15 protein-coding genes are annotated in these 19,740 nt (G+C 65.3%); 13 read left to right on the plus strand and 2 right to left on the minus strand.

Features of this window, described 5'->3' with window-relative positions; translation table 11 throughout:
* Nucleotides 1–9 precede the first annotated feature (9 nt).
* From rfaE1 to P6U31_RS12935, 4 genes are all read left to right on the plus strand, one after another.
* Entirely contained in the window at nt 10–1,494 is a 1,485-nt protein-coding gene (gene rfaE1 / locus P6U31_RS12920) for a D-glycero-beta-D-manno-heptose-7-phosphate kinase (RefSeq protein WP_407188795.1), read from the plus strand.
* On the plus strand, nt 1,491–2,777 hold the full coding sequence (locus P6U31_RS12925) for an O-antigen ligase family protein (RefSeq protein WP_407188796.1): 1,287 nt from the start codon (nt 1,491–1,493) through the stop codon (nt 2,775–2,777). The genes rfaE1 and P6U31_RS12925 overlap by 4 nt, the downstream gene beginning before the upstream one ends.
* An 84-nt stretch (nt 2,778–2,861) precedes the next feature.
* The gene (locus P6U31_RS12930) at nt 2,862–4,769 is read left to right on the plus strand and encodes an SDR family NAD(P)-dependent oxidoreductase (protein WP_407188797.1); all 1,908 of its coding nucleotides are present in this window, start codon (nt 2,862–2,864) and stop codon (nt 4,767–4,769) included.
* A 90-nt stretch (nt 4,770–4,859) separates the two neighbouring features.
* Nucleotides 4,860–5,807, plus strand: coding sequence for an NAD-dependent epimerase/dehydratase family protein (locus P6U31_RS12935; RefSeq protein WP_407188799.1), 948 nt, complete (start codon nt 4,860–4,862; stop codon nt 5,805–5,807).
* On the opposite strand, the gene P6U31_RS12940 is transcribed toward P6U31_RS12935, so the two are convergent.
* Together P6U31_RS12940 and P6U31_RS12945 are read right to left on the minus strand one after the other, a co-directional pair.
* Nucleotides 5,795–6,775 carry an MraY family glycosyltransferase gene (locus P6U31_RS12940; RefSeq protein WP_407189838.1) on the minus strand — a complete coding sequence of 327 codons (981 nt, stop codon included), beginning with the start codon at nt 6,773–6,775 and terminating at the stop codon, nt 5,795–5,797. The genes P6U31_RS12935 and P6U31_RS12940 overlap by 13 nt on opposite strands.
* 41 nt (nt 6,776–6,816) lie before the next feature.
* The gene (locus tag P6U31_RS12945) at nt 6,817–7,776 is read right to left on the minus strand and encodes a lysylphosphatidylglycerol synthase transmembrane domain-containing protein (protein ID WP_407188801.1); all 960 of its coding nucleotides are present in this window, start codon (nt 7,774–7,776) and stop codon (nt 6,817–6,819) included.
* Nucleotides 7,777–7,984: 208 nt separating this feature from the next.
* Between P6U31_RS12945 and P6U31_RS12950 the strand changes: the two genes are divergently transcribed.
* The 9 genes from P6U31_RS12950 (at nt 7,985) to P6U31_RS12990 (ending at nt 19,685) form a co-directional block, all read left to right on the plus strand.
* Nucleotides 7,985–8,974 (plus strand): NAD-dependent epimerase, encoded by a 990-nt coding sequence (locus P6U31_RS12950; RefSeq protein WP_407188802.1) that lies wholly within the window; start codon nt 7,985–7,987, stop codon nt 8,972–8,974.
* Between the two features lie 4 nt (nt 8,975–8,978).
* Nucleotides 8,979–10,391: a mannose-1-phosphate guanylyltransferase/mannose-6-phosphate isomerase gene (locus P6U31_RS12955; RefSeq protein WP_407188803.1), complete on the plus strand. Its 1,413-nt coding sequence runs from the start codon at nt 8,979–8,981 to the stop codon at nt 10,389–10,391.
* A gap of 183 nt (nt 10,392–10,574) precedes the next feature.
* Nucleotides 10,575–11,579 (plus strand): Gfo/Idh/MocA family oxidoreductase, encoded by a 1,005-nt coding sequence (locus tag P6U31_RS12960; protein ID WP_407188805.1) that lies wholly within the window; start codon nt 10,575–10,577, stop codon nt 11,577–11,579.
* Between the two features lie 51 nt (nt 11,580–11,630).
* Nucleotides 11,631–12,782 carry a DegT/DnrJ/EryC1/StrS family aminotransferase gene (locus P6U31_RS12965; RefSeq protein WP_407189839.1) on the plus strand — a complete coding sequence of 384 codons (1,152 nt, stop codon included), beginning with the start codon at nt 11,631–11,633 and terminating at the stop codon, nt 12,780–12,782.
* A gap of 130 nt (nt 12,783–12,912) precedes the next feature.
* Nucleotides 12,913–14,442 (plus strand): murein biosynthesis integral membrane protein MurJ, encoded by a 1,530-nt coding sequence (murJ, locus tag P6U31_RS12970; RefSeq protein ID WP_407188807.1) that lies wholly within the window; start codon nt 12,913–12,915, stop codon nt 14,440–14,442.
* A 260-nt stretch (nt 14,443–14,702) separates the two neighbouring features.
* On the plus strand, nt 14,703–14,978 hold the full coding sequence (locus P6U31_RS12975) for a DUF1127 domain-containing protein (RefSeq protein WP_407188809.1): 276 nt from the start codon (nt 14,703–14,705) through the stop codon (nt 14,976–14,978).
* A 202-nt stretch (nt 14,979–15,180) separates the two neighbouring features.
* Nucleotides 15,181–17,490: a xanthine dehydrogenase family protein molybdopterin-binding subunit gene (locus tag P6U31_RS12980; protein WP_407188810.1), complete on the plus strand. Its 2,310-nt coding sequence runs from the start codon at nt 15,181–15,183 to the stop codon at nt 17,488–17,490.
* A gap of 154 nt (nt 17,491–17,644) precedes the next feature.
* Complete coding sequence (locus tag P6U31_RS12985) at nt 17,645–18,091, plus strand: c-type cytochrome (RefSeq protein ID WP_407188812.1); 447 nt, start codon at nt 17,645–17,647, stop codon at nt 18,089–18,091.
* 310 nt (nt 18,092–18,401) lie between these two features.
* Nucleotides 18,402–19,685, plus strand: coding sequence for a cystathionine gamma-synthase family protein (locus P6U31_RS12990; protein ID WP_407188814.1), 1,284 nt, complete (start codon nt 18,402–18,404; stop codon nt 19,683–19,685).
* The last annotated feature ends 55 nt before the right edge of the window (nt 19,686–19,740 follow it).

Raw genomic sequence — 19,740 nt, forward strand, 5'->3', positions numbered from 1 at the left:
ACAAAGATCATGCCGACGCCCATTCTCGATTTCGACGCTCTCGCGCAAGCCATCTCGGGCCGCGCGGTGCTGTGCATCGGCGACATCATGCTGGACGAGTTTGTCTATGGCGAGGTGTCGCGGATCTCGCCGGAAGCGCCGACGCCCGTCATCGCTGCCCAGCGCAGCGAGATTCATGTCGGCGGCGCCGGCAACGTCGCGCGCAATGTCGCGTCATTGGGCGCGCGCTGCATCTTTGTCGGCCTGGTCGGCGAGGACGATGCCGGTGCACGGCTCAAGGCGGCGCTGGATGGGCTCCCTGCCATCGAAAGCGTGCTGGTATGCGATCCCTCGCGCCCGACCACGCGAAAAGTCCGCTTTGTCTCCGAGCATTTTTCCACGCACATGCTGCGTGCGGATTGGGAGCAGGCGGCGGCAGTATCCGATGAGATCGAGACCAAGCTGATCGAGGCGATCCTGCCGCAGATCGCGCGCGCCGACCTCGTGCTGCTCTCGGACTACGCCAAGGGCGTGCTGACGGCGCGCGTCATCCGCCATACCATCGATGCGGCGCGAAAGCTCGGCAAGCCCGTCATCGTCGATCCCAAGAGCCTGAACTGGGCGATCTATCGCGGCGCGACGCTGCTCACGCCCAATCGCAAGGAATTCGCGGAAACCACCCGCAGCCGCGCCGACACGCCGCAGAGCATCGTCGATGCCAGCGAGGACGTGATGCGGCTCGCCGATTGCGAGGCGATCCTGGTCACCCAGGGCGAGAACGGCATGACTCTGGTGCCGCGGGGCGGCGAGGCCGTTCACGTTCCGGCTGTCCCGGTCAAGGTCCGCGACGTCTCCGGCGCCGGCGACACCGTCGCCGCTGCGCTCGCGGTATCGCGTGCGGCCGGCGCGGACTGGGATACCGCATTGCGCATGGCCAGCGCCGCCGCCGCCGTCGCTGTCGGCAAGCAAGGCACTGCCAGTGTCAGCGCGGCCGAGCTGCGCCGAAAGATCCTGCCGCATGCCACGCTCGCGGCCGAGGAGAAGATCGTGCTCGAGCCGGGCGCGCTCGACGCGCAACTCGCCGAATGGCGCCGGCAGGGCCTGCGCGTCGGCTTCACCAATGGCTGTTTCGACATCCTGCATCCCGGCCACGTCAAGGTGCTGACTGCGGCGCGCGCCGCCTGCGACCGCCTGATCGTCGGCCTCAACAGCGACGCCTCGGTGCGGCGGCTGAAGGGCGCCGATCGTCCGGTCCAGGACGAGCGCGCGCGTGCCGAGGTGCTGGCGGCGTTGGAGGCCGTCGATCTCGTCGTGATTTTCGAAGAGGACACGCCGATCGACCTGATCGAAAGGATCAAGCCCGGCGTGCTGGTGAAGGGCGGCGACTACACCCGCGAGCAGGTGGTTGGCCACGAGATCGTCGAGGCAGCCGGCGGGGTGGTCGTGCTGGTCGACATCCTCCAGGGCTTCAGCACGACGGCGTTGGTCCATCGCGCACGGGGAGGGAGCAAGTGACGGTGCTCGTACGCGAGACGACCGGCGAAATGTTGCTTCGCCGCCTGCGCAGTCCGGCCGCCTGGCGCGAGACCGTCGACATATTCGCGGTCCTGACCGCGGCCTCGCTACCCTGGTCGACCTCGCTTACCGGAATCTTCAACGTGCTCATGCTGCTCTGCATGGTGCCGTTTCTCGACGTCCGCGCGTTCCTGCAATCCCTGAAGCGCCCAATCTGTGCGGCCCCGATCGCCCTGGTCCTGCTCGCGCTGGTGGGGACGCTCTGGTCGGATGCGACCTGGGGCGCGCGGTTCTATGCGGTCAATCCGACCATGAAGCTGCTGGTGCTTCCGGTTCTGCTCTATCATTTCGAGCGCTCAGAACGCGGGCACTGGATCTTCATCGCCTTCCTGGTGTCCTGCGCCTTATTGTCGGTGATGTCCTGGCTGGTCGCCTTCTACCCGAACCTCGCGCTCAAGACCGATCCGCCCGAGCGCGGCATCTTCGTCAAGAACTACATCAACCAGAGCCAGGAGTTCGCGCTTTGCGCGGTCGCGCTCGCCTATCCGGTCGTGATGCTGCTGCGCGAGAAGCGATTCTGGCTTGCCGGATTGCTGACGGCGCTGGCACTGAGCTTCTTCGTCAACATGGCCTTCGTGGTGGTGTCGCGCACTGCCCTCGTCACCGTTCCGATCATGTTCGGCGTGTTCGCGTTGCTGCATCTCAAATGGCGAAGCCTTGCAATCATCTCCGCCGCCTTGCTCGGCGGCGCCGTTCTTGCCTGGCAGGCCTCGCCGCAATTGCGCCACACTATCGATAGGTTTACCAGCGACTATAACGGCTATGTGGAGAGGGGCGAGCCGACCTCCATGGGCATGCGGCTCGAATTCTGGCGGAAGTCGCTCGGCTTCTTCGCGGAGGCGCCGATCACGGGGCACGGCACCGGCTCGACGCGCGGATTGTTCGAACGCGTCGCGACGCCCGCCGGTGAGTACCGGGCGTCGGCCGAGGTGATCGGCAATCCGCATAACCAGACGCTCAACGTTGCCGTGCAATGGGGCGTGATCGGTATCGCCATTCTCTACGCGATCTGGATATTGCACCTGCGGTTGTTCCGCGGCGACGGGCTTGCCAACTGGATCGGGCTCCTGGTCGTGGTGCAGAACATCTTCACCTCGTTGTTCAATTCCCATCTGTTCGACTTCCATGAGGGCTGGATGTACGTCATCGGCGTCGGCGTCGCCGGCGGAATGGTGATCCGGGCACAACAGGCCGAGGCGAAGATGAGCGAAGCCGGTTCCTAAACGGCCGCGCGACTGGCAAGTCTGGTCCAGATGGGCTATCAGCGCGGTCAGGTTGCATCTAACTGGGTTTTCATCGGTCGGCGGATGACGCGTCTTTCGCATCTCACCTCGCGCAATTTCCTGATTGCGCTCCACGACCTGCTGGCGACCGCGGCGGCGCTTTTTGCGGCCTTCTATGTGCGATTCGAGGGTGGGCCCGGCTTTTATGCCCGCTTGCCGCTGCTGTTCCAGATCCTCCCCTATTTTCTCGCCTTCAGCGTGGTCGTGTTCTTCGTCCTGAACCTGACCACGACGAAATGGCGCTTCATCTCGCTGCCCGATGCGCTGAACATCATTCGCGCGGCGACCGTGCTGACGGTTGCCCTGCTCGTGCTCGACTACATCTTCGTCGCCCCGAACGTGCGCGGCGCCTTCTTCCTCGGCAAGGTGACGATCGTCCTCTACTGGTTCCTGGAGATCTCCTTCCTCAGCGCACTGCGCATGACGTATCGCTATTTCCGTTATACGCGGGTGCGGCGGCATGCGAGGACCGATGAAGCCGCCCCGACGCTGCTGATCGGCCGGGCCGCGGATGCGGAGGTGCTGTTGCGCGGCATCGAAAGCGGGGCGATCAAGCGCATCTGGCCGGTCGGCGTATTGTCGCCGTCGCTTGCGGACCGGGGCCAGTTCATCCGCAACCTGCCGGTGCTGGGCGGCATCGATGATGTCGAGGACATCATCGCGGACTTCGCCAAGCGCAACAAGCCGATCGTCCGCCTGATCATGACGCCGTCGGCGTTCGAGCCGGAGGCGCATCCGGAATCGATCCTGATGCGGGCGCGCAAGCTCGGCGTGATCGTCAACCGGATGCCCTCGCTCGAGAGCGGCGATACGCCGCGACTTACGGCCGTCGCGGTCGAGGACCTCCTGCTGCGGCCGAGCGAGAGCATCGACTATGCGCGGCTCGAAGCCCTGATCAGGGGCAAGGCGGTGATCGTCACCGGCGGCGGCGGCTCGATCGGTTCAGAGATCTGCGAGCGCGTCGTCGCTTTCGGCGCCGCGCGGCTCCTGATCGTGGAAAATTCCGAACCGGCGCTCTATGCGATCACCGAAGCGCTCACCTGCAAGGCAGCCGAGGTCGAAGGGCGAATTGCCGACATTCGCGACCGCGAGCGCATCATGCGCCTGATGACCGACTTCAGGCCGGACATCGTGTTCCACGCCGCCGCGCTCAAGCACGTGCCGATCCTCGAGCGCGACTGGAGCGAGGGCGTCAAGACCAACATTTTCGGCTCCATCAATGTGGCGGATGCCGCCGTTGCCGCCGGCGCCGAAGCCATGGTGATGATCTCGACCGACAAGGCGATCGAGCCGGTGTCGATGCTCGGCCTGACCAAACGGTTTGCCGAGATGTACTGCCAGGCGCTGGATCACGACCTCGCGGCGGCGGCGCGCGGCGCCAAGTCGCCGATGCGGTTGATCTCGGTCCGGTTTGGCAACGTGTTGGCCTCGAACGGCTCGGTAGTGCCGAAATTCAAGGCGCAGATCGAGGCCGGCGGCCCGGTGACGGTGACGCATCCCGACATGGTGCGTTACTTCATGACCATCCGCGAAGCCTGCGATCTCGTCATCACCGCGGCCACCCACGCGCTGGGAACGCCGCGCCCCGACGTCTCGGTCTACGTGCTCAACATGGGCCAGCCGGTCAAGATCGTCGATCTCGCCGAGCGCATGATCCGCCTCTCCGGCCTGCAACCCGGCTACGACATCGAGATCGTGTTCACCGGCATGCGGCCGGGCGAGCGGCTGCACGAAATCCTGTTCGCCTCCGAGGAGCCGACCCGCGAGATCGGCGTGGCGGGCATCATGGCCGCGCAGCCGAAGGAGCCGCCGATGCTGACGGTGCGCAAATGGATCGCGGCGCTCGAGCAGGCGATCGCGCGCGACGATCGCGCGACCATCAGGACCATTCTGAAGGATGCGGTGCCCGAGTTCGGGTCCACCGCGGCCTGACCATGCAGCCTCGGGGCGGACGATTGCGATGAACGCCTCTGCCTGCCTTATCGACGAGTTGTTGCGCAACCCCGCGCTAGCGGAGCAACGATGAGCGAGAAAGAACCAGTCGCACTGGTGACAGGAGCGAGCGGCTTTCTCGGCCGTCACATCGGGCCCGCGCTGGTGCGCGAGGGATGGTCGGTCCGCCGCGCTGTCCGCAGCCCTGAAGGTAGCGGCGACGAGGTCGTGATCGAATCAATCGGCCCTGAAACGGATTGGCAGGCCGCGCTGGAAGGCGTCGACGCCGTCATCCATCTCGCCGCGCGCGTGCACTACAAGCACGAGGAGCATGCGGTCCAGCTCTACCGCGACGTCAACATCGACGGCACGCTGCATTTGGCGCGTTGCGCCGCGGCCGCCGGCGTGCGTCACTTCATCTTCATCAGCACCGTTCTCGTTCACGGCCGCAGCAATGAAGGCCGTGCGCCGTTCAGCGAGGACGATTTGCTGACGCCGCGCGGCCTCTACGGCATGTCCAAGGCCGCCGCCGAGACGGGTTTGGGAACGCTGGCGCGCGACACCGACATGAAGATCTCGGTGATCAGGCCGCCGATGGTCTATGGCGCGGGCGCCAAGGGTAATTTCGCCGTGCTGACGCGCGCGGTGAATCTCGGGCTGCCGCTGCCCTTTGCCGCGATCCGCAATCACCGCGCCTTCCTTGCCGTCCAGAACCTGTCGTCGTTCGTCCTGCACCGGCTCAGCCATCCCGATCCCGCCAGCAATTTCGAGATCTTTCTGCTGGCCGACAGGGAGCAGGTCTCGACGCCCGAATTCATCGCGCGCCTGGCGACAGCGTCGGGCAAGAGCCCGCGCCTGTTCGGCGTGCCGCCGAGCCTGCTCGGTGCGCTGCTCAGCGTGACGGGCCGGCAGGATATGCAGGACAGCCTGATCCGCTCCCTCGAGCTCGACACCTCGAAGGCGATCGCGACCGGCTGGCAGCCGCAGGTCTCGCTCGACGAGGCGCTGCGGCTGGCGGTGGCGTCTCAGCAGACCTGAGGGCGGGAGAAGCGCCGCAGCACGAATGCGACCGCGACCGCGCCCGCGAGCAGGGACACGGTCGTGACCGTGGTCGAACCGGCGCGAACGGTGACGATGGCCAGCACCGCCAGCACGAGATTGAGCGCGAACACCGCGCCGATGACCTGTGGGACCTTGAGCCCGTTGTCGGTCGCGCGTTGATAGAAGTGCGTGCGGTGTGCGGACCAGAATCGCTCACGCCGGATCATGCGCCGAAACAGCGTGGTGGTGGCATCCGCAAGGTAATAGGCGGGCAGCAGCAGCGCCGCAGCGGGTTGTCCATGCCAGGCAAGCTCCAGCAGGCACCAGCCGAGCAGGAGGCCGATCGGCAGGCTGCCGACATCGCCGAGGAAGACTTTTGCGGTCGGACGGTTGAACGGCGCAAAGCCGAGCATGGCCCCGCACAGCGCCGTGGCGAGCAGTCCGGCCGATGGCGAGAGGTCGCCGAACCATCCGAGCAGTGCGAGCGCAGCCGTGATCGGCACCACCTCCGCCACCGTCATCAGGTCGAGCCCGTCCATGAAGTTGACGAGATTCACGAACCAGATTCCGGCGAGCAGGACGAGGCCGCGCTCCAGCGCGAGCGGCAGCGCCGGCACGATGCGCGCGGTGTCCGGGGCCGTGAAGACGACGGCGGCCACGGCGACCGCCTGCAACAGGAGGCGGAGCAGGACGGGCAGGGGCCTGATGTCGTCGACGAGGCCGACCATTGCGATCAGGACGGCGGACCCGATCAGAGGCAGGGAAAGCGCGCCGTAGGTCCAGGCCGCAGCCACCAGCAGGGTGGCCGCGATCACCGCGATGCCGGCGCCTTGCGGGGTCGGAATCTTGTGTGACGAGCGCGCATTCGGCCGCGCCAACGCATAGCGCTGCAGCAGCGGCATGCTCAGCCAGGTGATGCCGCCAGAGACCAGTGCAGCCAGCACGGCCGGCGCAAGCGTGAACATCAGCAGTCCGGTCGCAGGGTCCGGACCCGAGGCCAACGTCGTCACTCCGGCACTCCGATCGGAGCCGACCCCTGCGCGGCTTTCTCCGCGCTGAGGATCCAGACCAGGCCGCCGAAGGCGCCGACGATGAAATAGACGGCGCCGTAGAGCAGCGAGACGTTGACGCCCTCGTTGGCGGCAAGTCCCGCAAAGCCGAACGCCAGGCCCATCGTGGCCTCACGCACTCCCCAGCCGGCGATCGAGATCGGCATCATCGTGATCAGCATCACGGGTGGCACGAGCAGAAAGACGTCGCTGAAGCGAACCGGCGCCGCAATCGACTGCACCACGCACCAGGCGATGACGACAGCGAGCACGTGAACGAGGATCGACAGGATGGCGATGATCGGTCCGCGGCTGCGGCTGAAGATCACCCGATTTGCGATCACCGCACAGGCGTGAATGTGATGCGTCGCCCACCACGTCTTCAGCCAGCGCCAGTTCAGGGCGCCGAAGATCAGGAAGCCGAGGCCGCCGGCGAGCGCCAGGAGGTCGACCAGCAGCAGCGCCGAGCGTCCGTGCGCATCGGTGATGAGGCTGTAGCTCCAGGGCAGGCTCGCGACGATGAGAACCGCGAGCGCGATCAGGCCGATCGCGCGGTCGACGAAGATCGAGTAGGTGGCCGCGCGCCAGCCGGCGCCGGCGCGTGCGACGAGCCACAGCCGGACCGCGTCGCCACCGATCGCGGACGGCAGGGTCTGGTTGAAGAAAGAGCCGATCACGTTGTAGCGGATGGCCCGGCCGAGCTCGAGCGGCGCGCCGCAGACGGCGCTGATCACGCGCCAGCGCAGCACGCCGACGAAGATCTGCAGGAACGCGATCGCGATCGCGATGCCGATCCAGAACAGGCTGGTCACGGTGAAACGCGAAAACAGTTCGGTGAGATCGACCTTGCGCAGCGCCAGATAGAGCAGCGCCGCGGAAATCAGGATTTTGGCCGTCGACAGCAGGATTCGGCGCATCTCGCCCGCATAAACAGGGTTTGCGAAGATTTGAGGCAACCCGACGCTAGGCGCCGAATTCGGCCGCTTTGGTATGGTTTTGGCGTCGATCTTGCAATAGCCGTCGTTAAGGTCGTCATGAAGGAGTTGTCGGGAGGAACAGGGACCTATTGCGACCTTATCGGGGCGGCGGCTAAACAGGATAGGCCAGAGGTCCCCAGGGAACAGGATGATGGATCAGGCGATTTTGGTCACGGGAGCCGCCGGCTTCATCGGCTTTCACGTCGCCCGGCAGCTCCTGGGCGAAGGCCGCACCGTCGTCGGGCTCGACAATCTCAACAGCTATTACGATCCAGCGTTGAAGCGGGCGCGCCTCGCGCTGTTGCAGACTTCCTCCCGCTTCTCCTTCGTGGAGGCCGATCTTGCCGACCGCGAGGCGATGGCGACGCTGTTTGCGCGACATCGTTTTTCGGAAGTCGTGCATCTCGCGGCGCAGGCCGGTGTGCGCTACTCGATCGAGCAGCCGCACGCCTACGCGGATTCCAACCTCCTGGGCTTTCTCAACGTGCTCGAGGGCTGCCGCCACAGCGGCTGTCGTCATCTCGTGTACGCCTCGTCATCCTCCGTTTATGGCGCCAACACAAAAATGCCATTTGCGGTGGCGGACCGGACCGATCATCCCGTGAGCTTCTATGCCGCGACCAAGAAGGCGAACGAGGTGATGGCGCAGTCCTACAGCCATCTCTATCGCCTGCCGGTCACGGGCCTGCGCTTCTTTACCATTTACGGGCCATGGGGACGGCCCGACATGGCCATGTTTCTGTTCGTAAACGCCATCATGGCGGGCAAGCCGATCCGCCTCTTTAACCATGGCAAGATGCGTCGCGACTTCACCTATATTGATGATGTGACGCGTGTAGTATCCAAGCTGATCGATCTTGTGCCCGCGGACAATCCGGCTGCCGCAAATGCGCCGTTTAAGCTCTACAATGTCGGCAATCACCATCCGGAGGAGCTGATGCACGTCGTCGGTCTTCTGGAGCGGGAGCTGGGCCGGACGGCGATCAAAGAATTGCTGCCGATGCAGCCGGGAGATGTGCTGGAAACGTTCGCGGATGTCGAGGATTTGATGCGCGACACCGGCTTTGCACCGTCAACGCCGATCGAGCATGGGGTCCATAATTTTGTCACCTGGTACCGGGACTACTTCAAGGTTTGAGATGATGGACAAACGCATAATCCCCCTGATCATGTGCGGCGGTGCCGGCACGCGGCTGTGGCCGGCGTCGCGCGAGGTGCGGCCCAAGCAGTTCCTGCCGCTGTTCGGCACGCGCTCGACCTTCCAGGACACGCTGCTGCGCGTCTCTGATCCCTCCCTGTTCGACCGGCCGATCGTCATCACCAACGCCGCCTATCGCTTCATGGTGCTGGAGCAGCTCGCCGAGATCGGCATCGAGGCCGACGTAATCCTCGAGCCGATGCGCCGCGATTCCGGGCCTGCGATCGCCGCCGGCGCGGTGTTCGCGCAGAACCGCGCCAGTGAGGCGATCGTGCTCGCGCTCGCCGCGGATCACGTCGTGCAGGACAATGCCGCTTTCGTTGCCGCCTGCCGCGAGGGCCTCACCGCTGCGAGTGCCGGGCGCATCGTCACCTTCGGCGTCAAGCCGGAGCGGCCGGCGACCGAATATGGCTACATCAACCCGGGCGAGGTGATCTCCGGCGAGGTGCATGCGGTCGCGCGCTTCGTCGAGAAGCCGGACGCGGTGAAGGCGTCCGACTACGTCAATTCGGGCTATCTCTGGAACAGCGGCAACTTCATGTTCCCGGCCGCCGTGCTGCTGGACGAATATCGCAAGGTCGATCCTGCCAGCGTCGAGGCTGTCACCAACGCAGTCAACAATGCCGGCCGCGATCTCGGCTTCGTCACGCTGGAGCCCGAGGCGTTCGGCGCGGCGAAGGCGATCTCGATCGACTATGCCGTGATGGAGAAGACCTCGCGCGCGGCGGTCGTGCCGGTCTCCTGCGGCTGGTCCGACGTCGGCTCCTGGCACGCGGTGTGGGAATTGTCGGCGAAGGACGCGCAAGGCAACGCCGCGCATGGCAGCGCCGTGTTCGAGGATTCCCGCAACTGCAACGTCACCACCGATTCCGCGCTGGTCGCGCTCGAAGGCGTCGACGATCTCGTCGTGGTCGCGACGGCTGATGCGGTGCTAGTCTCGCGCCAGAAGGATGCCAACGGCCTGAAGCGTCTTGTGACCAAGCTGAAGGCGGTCGCGCCGAAGGTCACCGAGGAGCATCTCAAGGTGCACCGGCCCTGGGGCAGCTATCAGTCGGTCGACAATGGCGAGCGCCACCAGGTCAAGCGTATCGTGGTGAAGCCGGGCGGGCGGCTGTCGCTGCAGAAGCACCACCATCGCGCCGAGCACTGGATCGTGGTCCGCGGTACGGCCCAGGTCACGGTCAACGAGACGGTGAAGACGGTGCACGAGAATGAGTCGATCTACATTCCGATGGGCGCCGTCCACCGGATGGAGAATCCCGGCAAGATCCAGCTGGAACTGATCGAGGTCCAGACCGGCAGCTATCTCGGGGAAGACGACATCATCCGGATTGAAGACGACTACCAAAGGTCGTAACCAGCAAGCTCCGAATCACGCGCCCCGGGCCGGTTGAGAGGTATCTTTTTCAGCCTAACGCCCGGGGAACGTGTAACTTTTTGAATCAAATCGTGTCCGGGCTGCTAGCGCGCCATTCGCCACAAATGTGGCCTCCGTGCTAGAAGCGCGCCGGGGATTTGGGTTGAATCGGGGTTTGCTCAGATGAGTTCCAAAGGATCTGCACCGGCCAAGGCCGGCTTGCGCGTCGGCGTCATTGGGGCCGGCGTGATGGGCAGCAACCATGCGCGCGTGCTGAGCGGCCTGCCGGGGGTCAGCCTGGTCGGCGTCGTCGATCCTTCGCCGGCGCATCGCACCCGCGCCACTGAGCTCGCCAATTGCCCGAGCTTCGAGACGTTCGACCAGCTGATTGCCGCCGGCGTCGACGCCGTCACCATCGCAGCGCCGACCCACCTGCATCACGAGGTCGCGCTCGCCTGCATCGACAAGAACATCCATGTGCTGGTCGAGAAGCCGATCGCATCCACGGTCGAAGAGGGCCGCGAGATCGTCGCCGCCGCGCATAAGGCTGGCGTGACGCTGATGGTCGGCCATGTCGAGCGTTTCAATCCGGCGGTTGCAGCGGTCAAGCAGGCGATCGCGGGCGAGGACATCCTCTCCATCGCGATTACCCGCGTCGGCCCGTTCCCGCCGCGCATGTCCAATGTCGGCGTGGTCATCGATCTCGCCGTGCACGACATCGATCTGATCCGCTGGTTCACCGAATCGGACATCGTCGAGGTGCAGCCGCAGTTGTCGAGCGCGGTCGCCGAGCGCGAGGACATCGCGCTGCTGCAGTTCCGCACCGAGAGCGGCGTGCTCGCCCACATCAACACCAACTGGCTGACGCCGTTCAAGGCGCGCAGCGTCACGGTGGCGACCCGCGGCAAATATGTGATGGGCGATCTGCTCACGCGGCAGGTCACCGAATGCTTCGGCTTCAAGCCGGACGGCAGCTATTCGATGCGGCATTTGCCGGTCGGGCATGACGAGCCGCTCCGCGCCGAGCTGATCGCGTTCCTGAAGGCGGTGCGCAACGGCGAGACGCCGGCGGTCACCGGCGACGAAGGCGTCGCCAGCCTCGAGATCGCGACCCAGTGCCTCGAGACGCCGTCACGGCCCGCGGCAACGTCGCCCGCCCGCAAGGGTCCGCGCCGCCTCGCCGGCTGATCCCTTTCCATGTCGACCGCTCAAAACCAGCAAGGCGCCGAGAACCCGGCTATGAACCAGCATCTGCGTTCCGAACCCATTCCCTTCATCGACGTCGCCTCGCAGCGCCGCCGGCTCGGCGCCTCGCTCGATGAGGCCGTCAAGCGCGTGCTGGACCATTGCCAGTTCGTCAACGGCCCCGAGGTGTTCGAACTCGAGAAGCAGCTCGCGGCCTATTCCGGCGCCAAGCACGTCATCGGCTGCGCCAGCGGTACCGACGCGATCCTGATGGTGATGATGGCGAAGAATGTCGGGCCCGGCGATGCCGTGCTGTGTCCGTCCTTCACCTTCATCGCGACCGCTTCCCCGGTGGCGCGGACCGGCGCGACGCCGGTTTATGTCGACGTCGACGAGGCCACCTTCAACATGAGCCCGGAATCGCTCAAGCGCGGCATCGCGACCGCCCGCAAGGCCGGCCTCAAGCCGGTCGCGGTGATTCCGGTCGATTTGTTCGGCCAGCCCGCCGATCACGACGCCATCGCCGAGATCGCCACGGCCGAGGGCCTGTTCGTGCTCGACGACGCCGCGCAAGGCTTCGGCGCGAGCTACAAGGGCCGCAAGCTCGGCACCTTCGGGCACGCCACCGCGACCAGTTTCTTCCCGGCAAAGCCGCTCGGCTGCTTCGGCGACGGCGGCGCGATCTTCACCGATGACGACGAGCTCGCAGCGACGCTGCGCAGCATCCGCGTGCACGGGCAGGGCGTCGACAAATACGACAACGTCCGCCTCGGCCTCACCGGCCGGCTCGACACCATGCAGGCGGCGGTCCTGATCGAGAAGCTGAAGATCTTTGACGACGAGATTGCCGCCCGCAACAGGGTGGCCGAGCGCTACGCGCGCGGCCTGTCGAACGTCGTCACGGTGCCGCGCCTCGCGCCCGGCAACACGTCGGTCTGGGCGCAGTACACCATCCGTCTGCCTGATGGCACCGACCGCGACGGCTTTGCCGCCGCGCTGAAGGCCCAGGGCGTGCCGACCGCGATCTATTACGGCAAGTCGATGCATCAGCAGACCGCCTACAAGCATTATCCGGTCGCGGAGGGCGGCCTGCCGGTCTGCGAGAGCCTGTCGCAGGACGTCATCAGCCTGCCGATGCACGCCTATCTGACCGAAGCCGATCAGGAGCGAATCATCGCCGCGGTTGGCGGCGCGCTCGCAGCCTGATTTCCCCGTTCTGCTGCGCTGCCGCTTCACCTCTCCCCGCAGGGGAGAGGTGGGCCGAGCCACCGACTTTTTTGGTCCCATCGTCCTTCAGTGCCTTATCGCTTGCCCGATAAGTCTCTAGAACAGACGCATGCTTGGACGCATCTTCACGGTTGGTGGTTACACGCTGCTGTCGCGGCTGACGGGGTTTGCCCGCGACATCATGCTGGCGGCGATCCTCGGCGCCGGCCCGGTGGCCGACGCCTTTTTCGTGGCGCTGCGGCTGCCCAATCATTTCCGTGCGATCTTCGCCGAAGGCGCCTTCAACGCCGCCTGGGTGCCCGCCTATGCCCATGTCCATGGCGAAAAGGGGGAGGGGGCGGCGCACCTGTTCGCCGACCGCATCTTCACGCTGCTGCTGGCCTCGCAGGTTCTGCTGCTGGTCGTCGCCTGGCTGTTCATGCCGCAGGCCATGAGCATTTTGGCGCCGGGCTTCAGTGAGGATGCCGAGCAGCGCAAGCTCGCGATCGAGCTGACCCGGATCACCTTTCCCTATCTGCTCTTGATCACGCTGGTGACGCTCTATGGCGGCATGCTCAACGTCATGCAGCGCTTTGCCAGCGCCGCGGCTGCGTCGATCTTCCTCAACGTCGCGATGATGATGACGCTGGCGGTGGCCGCCTGGTTTCCGACCGCAGGCCACGCCGCCGCCTGGGGCGTGCTGATCTCGGGCTTCCTGCAATATTTCCTGCTTGCCGGCGATCTCGCCCGCCACGGCGGCTTGCCGCGCTTTGCGCCGCTCAAGCTCGACGAGGACGTTCGCAGCTTCTTCAAGGCGCTGGGTCCGGCGACGCTGGGCTCGATGGGGACGCAGGTCGCGCTGTTCGCCGACACCATCATCGCGACGTTCCTGCCCGCGGGCGCGCTGTCGGCGCTCTACTACGCCGACCGTCTCAACCAGCTCCCGATCGGCGTCATCGGCATCGCCATCGGCACGGTGCTGCTGCCGGAAATGTCGCGGCGGATCACGGCAAACGACCAGGACGGTGCAATGAAAGCGCAGCGCCGTGCCTTCGATTTCACGCTGCTTTTCTCGATCCCGTTCGTGGCGGCCTTCCTCACCGTGCCCGACGAGATCATGCGCGCGCTGTTCGCCCGCGGCGCCTTCTCGAAGGCCGACGCGGTCGCGGCCGGCGGCACGCTCGCCGCCTATGCCATCGGCCTGATCCCGTTCGTGCTGATCCGCAGCGCGGTTGCGACCTTCTACGCGCGCAAGGACACGGCGACGCCGGTGAGGGCGTCGCTGACCGGCATTGCGGTCAACGTTGCGCTGAAGGTCGCCTTGATGGGATCGCTCGCCCAGATCGGCCTAGCGCTGGCGACCGCCGTCGGTGTCTGGACCAATCTCTTGCTGGTGCTGTTCTTCGCGATCCGGCGAGGTTTCCTCGTGCCGGACCGCGCCTGGCTGATCTCGCTCGGCAAATTTCTGGCGACCGGATTGATCCTTGCCGCCGCGCTCTGGCTGATCGCGCGCTTCAGCCCGGCCGCTCTTGCCTCCGTGCATGCCTTCCGCGACGAAGCGATGCTGGTCCTGCTCGCGGTCGGTGGCACCATCGTCTACGCGCTCGCGATCCTCATCCTGTTCGGCCGCAACTGGCTGGTCTCGCTGGTGCGCGGCTAGCGAGCGCGGCGGTTCGCCTTCAAGATGTGCCTGACACGCGCACATCTCTTGATTTTGCGCGGTTACCGTGGTATTGATGCCGCATGATTAAATGCTCGCGCAAAGTCAACTTCAACCACATGACCCGCTTCGGCTGGGCCGTGGAAGGAGTCGTGCGCTAAGAATTCGACGACGACATCTTTTCCACCAGGCCCCGCCGGCATCGGACGGGGCCTTTTCTTTGGCCACGCTCCCTGCCGGCTCAACAGCAGGAGCGTCCGATGCCACCACAACTGACGAACATCACCTCCGAGACGGAGGTCGACGCCGCGCGGCCTCGCCCCGACTTCTCCAATGCATTGAGCCTGCTCAAGCGATATTGGCGCGCGTTTTGGGTGCCGCGTGGCAGCCCACGGGTCGCCTTGCACGAGCTGAGCGACAGGGAGTTGATGGACATCGGCCTGACGCGTGGCGAGATCGACCACATCGCGCCTGAGCGTGCGCTCGACAGGCTGCGAGACCGAGCGACGGCTTTGTGGAGCCGCAGTGGGATGTAACCTTTCAAGGTGGGCGGCGTCTTCTTTTTGAGGGGCCCCTCAGGATGAGGTCTTGTTGCGCGGCGCAATCTGGCCGGCACGGTGACGGGGGTGCGGCGCTTTCCGCGCTCGCGACCCGTGCGCCTGGCCCAAACCCGTTTGCCTTGCCAGTTTTTCCACGGCAATATGGCCCGCAAAACAACCATGAGAACGGGAAGACAAAATGGCGGCTCCCATCAAGTTCGGCGTTGGCCAAAGCGTGCTGCGCAAGGAGGATGACGCGCTCATCCGCGGCAAGGGCCGCTATACCGACGATTACGCCCCGCAGGCCGCGCTGCGCTGCCTGATGCTGCGCTCGCCGCATGCACATGCCAAATACACCATCGATGCGAGCCGCGCCCGCGGCCTGCCGGGCGTCGCGCTGATCCTGACCGCCGACGACGTTGGGGATCTCGGCAATCTGCCCTGCCTGTTCAACCTCGAGACCGATCCGTTCACCGGCCCGCCTTACCCGATCCTGGCCAAGGACGAAGTGCGTCACGTCGGCGATGCCGTTGCCTTCGTCGTCGCCGAGACCATCGACCAGGCCCGCGACGCGATCGAGGCGATCGACGTCAAATGGTCGCCGCTGCCGGCGGTGACCGGCGTCGTCAACGCCGTCAAGAAGGGCGCACCGCAGGTCTGGCCCGACAAGCCCGGCAACGTCCTGTTCGACGTCTCGATCGGCGACAAGGCCGCGACGGAGGCTGCCTTCGCCAAGGCACATGCGATTGCCGAGATCTCGATCGTCAATCCGCGCGTGGTCGCGAGCTTCATGGAGACGCGCGCGGCTGTCTGTGAATACGACGCCAAGCGCGACCATCTGACGCTGACGATCGGCAGCCAGGGCAGCCATCGCCTGCGCGACATCCTGTGCCAGAACGTGCTCAACATCCCCACCGACAAGATGCGGGTGATCTGCCCCGACGTCGGCGGCGGGTTTGGCACGAAGCTGTTTCCGTACCGGGAATACGCGCTGATGGCTGTCGCAGCGCGCAGATTGAAGAAACCGGTGAAGTGGGCGGCGGACCGCACCGAGCATTTCATGGGTGACGCGCAGGGCCGCGACAACGTCACGACGGCGAAGATGGCACTCGCCGAGGACGGCAAGTTCCTGGCGATGGATTGCGACCTGATGGGCGACATGGGCGCGTATCTGTCGACCTTCGGACCCTACATTCCCCATGGCGGCGCCGGCATGCTGCCGGGCCTCTACGACATCCAGGCCTTCCACTGCCGGGTGCGCACCATCTTCACCCACAGCGTGCCGGTCGACGCCTATCGCGGCGCGGGCCGTCCCGAGGCCGCCTACGTCATCGAGCGCCTGGTCGATGCCTGCGCGCGAAAGCTCGGCATGACGCCGGATGCCATCCGTCGCAAGAATTTCATTCCGCCGAAGGCGCTGCCCTACAAGACGGCCACGGGCAAGGTCTATGATTCCGGCGATTTCGCCGCACATCTGAAGCGCGCGATGGAGATCGCCGAGTGGAAGGAGTTTCCCCGGCGCGCGAAGCTTGCCAAGAAGAGCGGCCTGATCCGCGGCATCGGTCTTGCGAGCTATGTCGAGATTTGCGGCGTGATGGGTGAAGAGACGGCCAATGTCCGCCTCGATCCCAATGGCGACGTCACCGTGCTGATCGGCACGCAGTCGAGTGGGCAGGGCCACCAGACTGCTTATGCGCAAATTGTAGCCGAGCAGTTCGGCTTGGCGCCGGAGCGCGTGCACGTCCGTCAGGGCGACACCGACGAGATCGCGACAGGTCTCGGCACCGGCGGCTCGGCCTCGATCCCCACCGGCGGTGTTTGCGTGGAGCGCGCTGCGGGCGATCTCGGCAAGAAGCTGAAGGAGTTCGCCGCGCAAGCGCTGGAAGCCAGCGCAGGCGACCTCGAGATTTTGGAAGGCGTGGTGCGGATCGCCGGCACCGACCGCTCGATTTCCTTCGCCGATCTCGCCAAGCGGCCCGGCGCCGATCCCTCGAAGCTGAACGGCAGCGCGACCTTCGCCAGCGCCGACGGCACCTATCCGAACGGCACCCATGTCGCGGAGGTCGAGATCGATCCGGCCACCGGCATCATCAAGATCGTCAACTACGTGATCGTCGACGATTTCGGCAAGACGCTCAATCCGCTGCTGCTGGCTGGGCAAGTCCATGGCGGCGCCATGCAGGGCATCGGCCAGGCCCTGATGGAGCAGGTGGTCTATGGGCCGAACGACGGCCAGCTCATCACCGCGACCTTCATGGACTATGCGCTACCGCGGGCGGCTGATGGCCCCGCCTTCGTGTTCGAGACCAACAATGTCCCCTGCAAGACCAATCCGATGGGCGTGAAGGGGGCGGGCGAGGCCGGCGCGATCGGCTCCTGTCCCGCCGTGGTCAACGCCATCGTCGACGCGCTCTGGCGCGAATACAAGATCGACCACATCGACATGCCGGCAACGCCGGAGCGGGTGTGGATCGCGATCAGCGAGCATCACCGCCGCCACAGCCTGTAAGCCCAAGCAAAAGCGGAACGCCTCTTAGGCTCACCCACATATCCGGAGTGCGACGTTTTATCGTCGCGCTCCGGATGGAATGAAATCTGCCAATCGGTGTTGGCCCATGGAGGGGTCGGCACGATCCTATCATCAGGGAAAGGGAATTTTGCGAATGAAGCGAGTGTTGATTGTTGGGGGCGCGCTGCTGCTCGGGATGGGCGCGGTTTGGGCGCAACAGGACTCCCTCAAGGAAGTGCAGACCCTCATGAAGGGCAACGGCAAGAACGCCGGCGCGATGTCGGCGATGGTCAAGGGCGAGAAGCCCTACGACCAGGCCACGGTGGACAGCGCGCTGGCGCAGTTCGGCGATACCGCCAAGAAGCTGCCGAACCTGTTTCCGGCCAGCGCCAAGGGCGTGAAGCTCGACGGCGACTACTCGACCTCGCCGAAGGTCTGGGAGGACAAGGCCGGCTTCGACGCCAAGATCGCAAGCTTCGCCAAGGTCGTCAGCGAGGCCAAGGGCAAGATCAAGGACCTGGATTCGCTCAAGGCGAACATGCCCGCCATCGGCAAGGAATGCGGCGGCTGCCACGAGACCTATCGCGTGAAGAACGGCTGAGGCGGAGGCGCGCAGCCCGTATCCCGGATGAGCGAAGCGATATCCGGGAAATCCAGCCGCGCTGATAATCTGTCCCGGATGCCGCTTCGCTCATTCGGGGCTCTAGACACCATCGGAACGATGGAAGGGCGGTTGCGAAAGCAGCCGCCCTTTTTCTGTTCGCGAGGTCTGACGGATCGTCCTCCGAGCAGTTATCTTCGCAGCAACGGCCGTGGCGTTGATGCGAGTCGGCGCATCTTTTCCCGACTGCCTCATGACGTCAGGAGTTCCAACCCACGGCGAGCACCTGAATCAGGACAGCGAGACAGCCATGGCAAAACCGTTTCCGTCGAAGACCCACATCGGCAATCACATGCTGCATCCCGAGACGCTGATGCTGACCTACGGCTATGATCCGCAGCTGTCGGAAGGCGCGATCAAGCCGCCGGTGTTCCTGACCTCCACCTTCGTGTTCAAGACCGCCGAGGACGGGCAGGACTTCTTCGACTATGTCGCCGGCCGGCGCGAGCCGCCGGAAGGCATGGGCGCGGGCCTGGTCTATTCGCGCTTCAACCACCCGAACAGCGAGATCGTCGAGGACAGGCTCGCGGTCTACGAGCGCACCGAGAGCTGCGCGCTGTTCTCGTCCGGCATGGCCGCGATCTCGACCACGATCCTGGCTTTCGTCCGCCCCGGCGATGTCATCCTGCACTCCCAGCCGCTCTATGGCGGGACCGAAACGCTGCTGACCAACACGCTGGCGCGTCTGTCGATCGGCGCCGTCGGCTTCTCCGACGGCATCGACGAGACTGCGGTCAGGCAGGCCGCGGAAGAGGCGATGCGCAAGGGACGCGTTTCGATGATCCTGATCGAGACGCCGGCCAACCCGACCAACGGCCTGGTCGATGTTGCCATGATCCGTCGCATCGCCGATTTCATCGGCAAGGCCCAGGGACACACGCCAATCATCGCGTGCGACAACACGCTGCTCGGGCCTGTGTTTCAGCGGCCGATCGAGCATGGTGCGGATATTTCGCTATATTCGCTGACGAAATATGTCGGCGGCCATTCCGACCTGATCGCGGGCGCCGCACTCGGCGCGAAGGCGGTCATGAAGGGCATCAAGGCGCTGCGCGGTGCCATCGGCACCCAGCTCGATCCGCATTCCTGCTGGATGATCAACCGCTCGCTCGAGACGCTGAGCCTTCGCATGGAGAAGGCCAACGGCAATGCGCGCCTCGTGGCTGATTTCCTGCGCGATCACCCCAAGGTCGCCAAGGTCCATTACCTCGGTCATCACGAGGAGGCGTCGCCCCCGGGGCGCGTGTTCGCGAGGCAGTGCCTGGGCGCCGGCTCCACGTTCTCCTTCGACATCGTCGGCGGCAAGGCAGCGGCGGTCAAATTCCTCAACGCGCTGCAGATCCTGAAGCTGGCGGTGAGTCTCGGCGGCACCGAGTCGCTCGCGAGCCTGCCCGCGACGATGACGCATTCCGGCGTTCCCGCCGACATCCGCCAGAAAATCGGCGTGCTCGATTCCACGATCCGGCTCTCGATCGGCATCGAGAACCCGTCCGACCTGATCGCCGATCTCGCGCAGGCACTGAACGCGGCCTGAGCACGGTTGGAATCGAAAAGGCCGGACGCCCCTCCTGCGCCCGGCCTTCGCGCAA

It is taken from the genome of Bradyrhizobium centrosematis (assembly GCF_045571495.1).
Taxonomy (GTDB): domain Bacteria; phylum Pseudomonadota; class Alphaproteobacteria; order Rhizobiales; family Xanthobacteraceae; genus Bradyrhizobium; species Bradyrhizobium centrosematis.

Coding starts and splice junctions, on each gene's coding strand:
- rfaE1 (WP_407188795.1), top strand. CDS start 10: ATGCCGACGCCCATTCTCGATTTCGACGCTCTCGCGCAAGCCATCTCG.
- P6U31_RS12930 (WP_407188797.1), top strand. CDS start 2,862: ATGACGCGTCTTTCGCATCTCACCTCGCGCAATTTCCTGATTGCGCTC.
- P6U31_RS12935 (WP_407188799.1), top strand. CDS start 4,860: ATGAGCGAGAAAGAACCAGTCGCACTGGTGACAGGAGCGAGCGGCTTT.
- P6U31_RS12940 (WP_407189838.1), bottom strand. CDS start 6,775: ATGTTCACGCTTGCGCCGGCCGTGCTGGCTGCACTGGTCTCTGGCGGC.
- P6U31_RS12945 (WP_407188801.1), bottom strand. CDS start 7,776: ATGCGCCGAATCCTGCTGTCGACGGCCAAAATCCTGATTTCCGCGGCG.
- P6U31_RS12950 (WP_407188802.1), top strand. CDS start 7,985: ATGATGGATCAGGCGATTTTGGTCACGGGAGCCGCCGGCTTCATCGGC.
- P6U31_RS12955 (WP_407188803.1), top strand. CDS start 8,979: ATGGACAAACGCATAATCCCCCTGATCATGTGCGGCGGTGCCGGCACG.
- P6U31_RS12960 (WP_407188805.1), top strand. CDS start 10,575: ATGAGTTCCAAAGGATCTGCACCGGCCAAGGCCGGCTTGCGCGTCGGC.
- P6U31_RS12965 (WP_407189839.1), top strand. CDS start 11,631: ATGAACCAGCATCTGCGTTCCGAACCCATTCCCTTCATCGACGTCGCC.
- murJ (WP_407188807.1), top strand. CDS start 12,913: ATGCTTGGACGCATCTTCACGGTTGGTGGTTACACGCTGCTGTCGCGG.
- P6U31_RS12975 (WP_407188809.1), top strand. CDS start 14,703: ATGCCACCACAACTGACGAACATCACCTCCGAGACGGAGGTCGACGCC.
- P6U31_RS12980 (WP_407188810.1), top strand. CDS start 15,181: ATGGCGGCTCCCATCAAGTTCGGCGTTGGCCAAAGCGTGCTGCGCAAG.
- P6U31_RS12985 (WP_407188812.1), top strand. CDS start 17,645: ATGAAGCGAGTGTTGATTGTTGGGGGCGCGCTGCTGCTCGGGATGGGC.
- P6U31_RS12990 (WP_407188814.1), top strand. CDS start 18,402: ATGGCAAAACCGTTTCCGTCGAAGACCCACATCGGCAATCACATGCTG.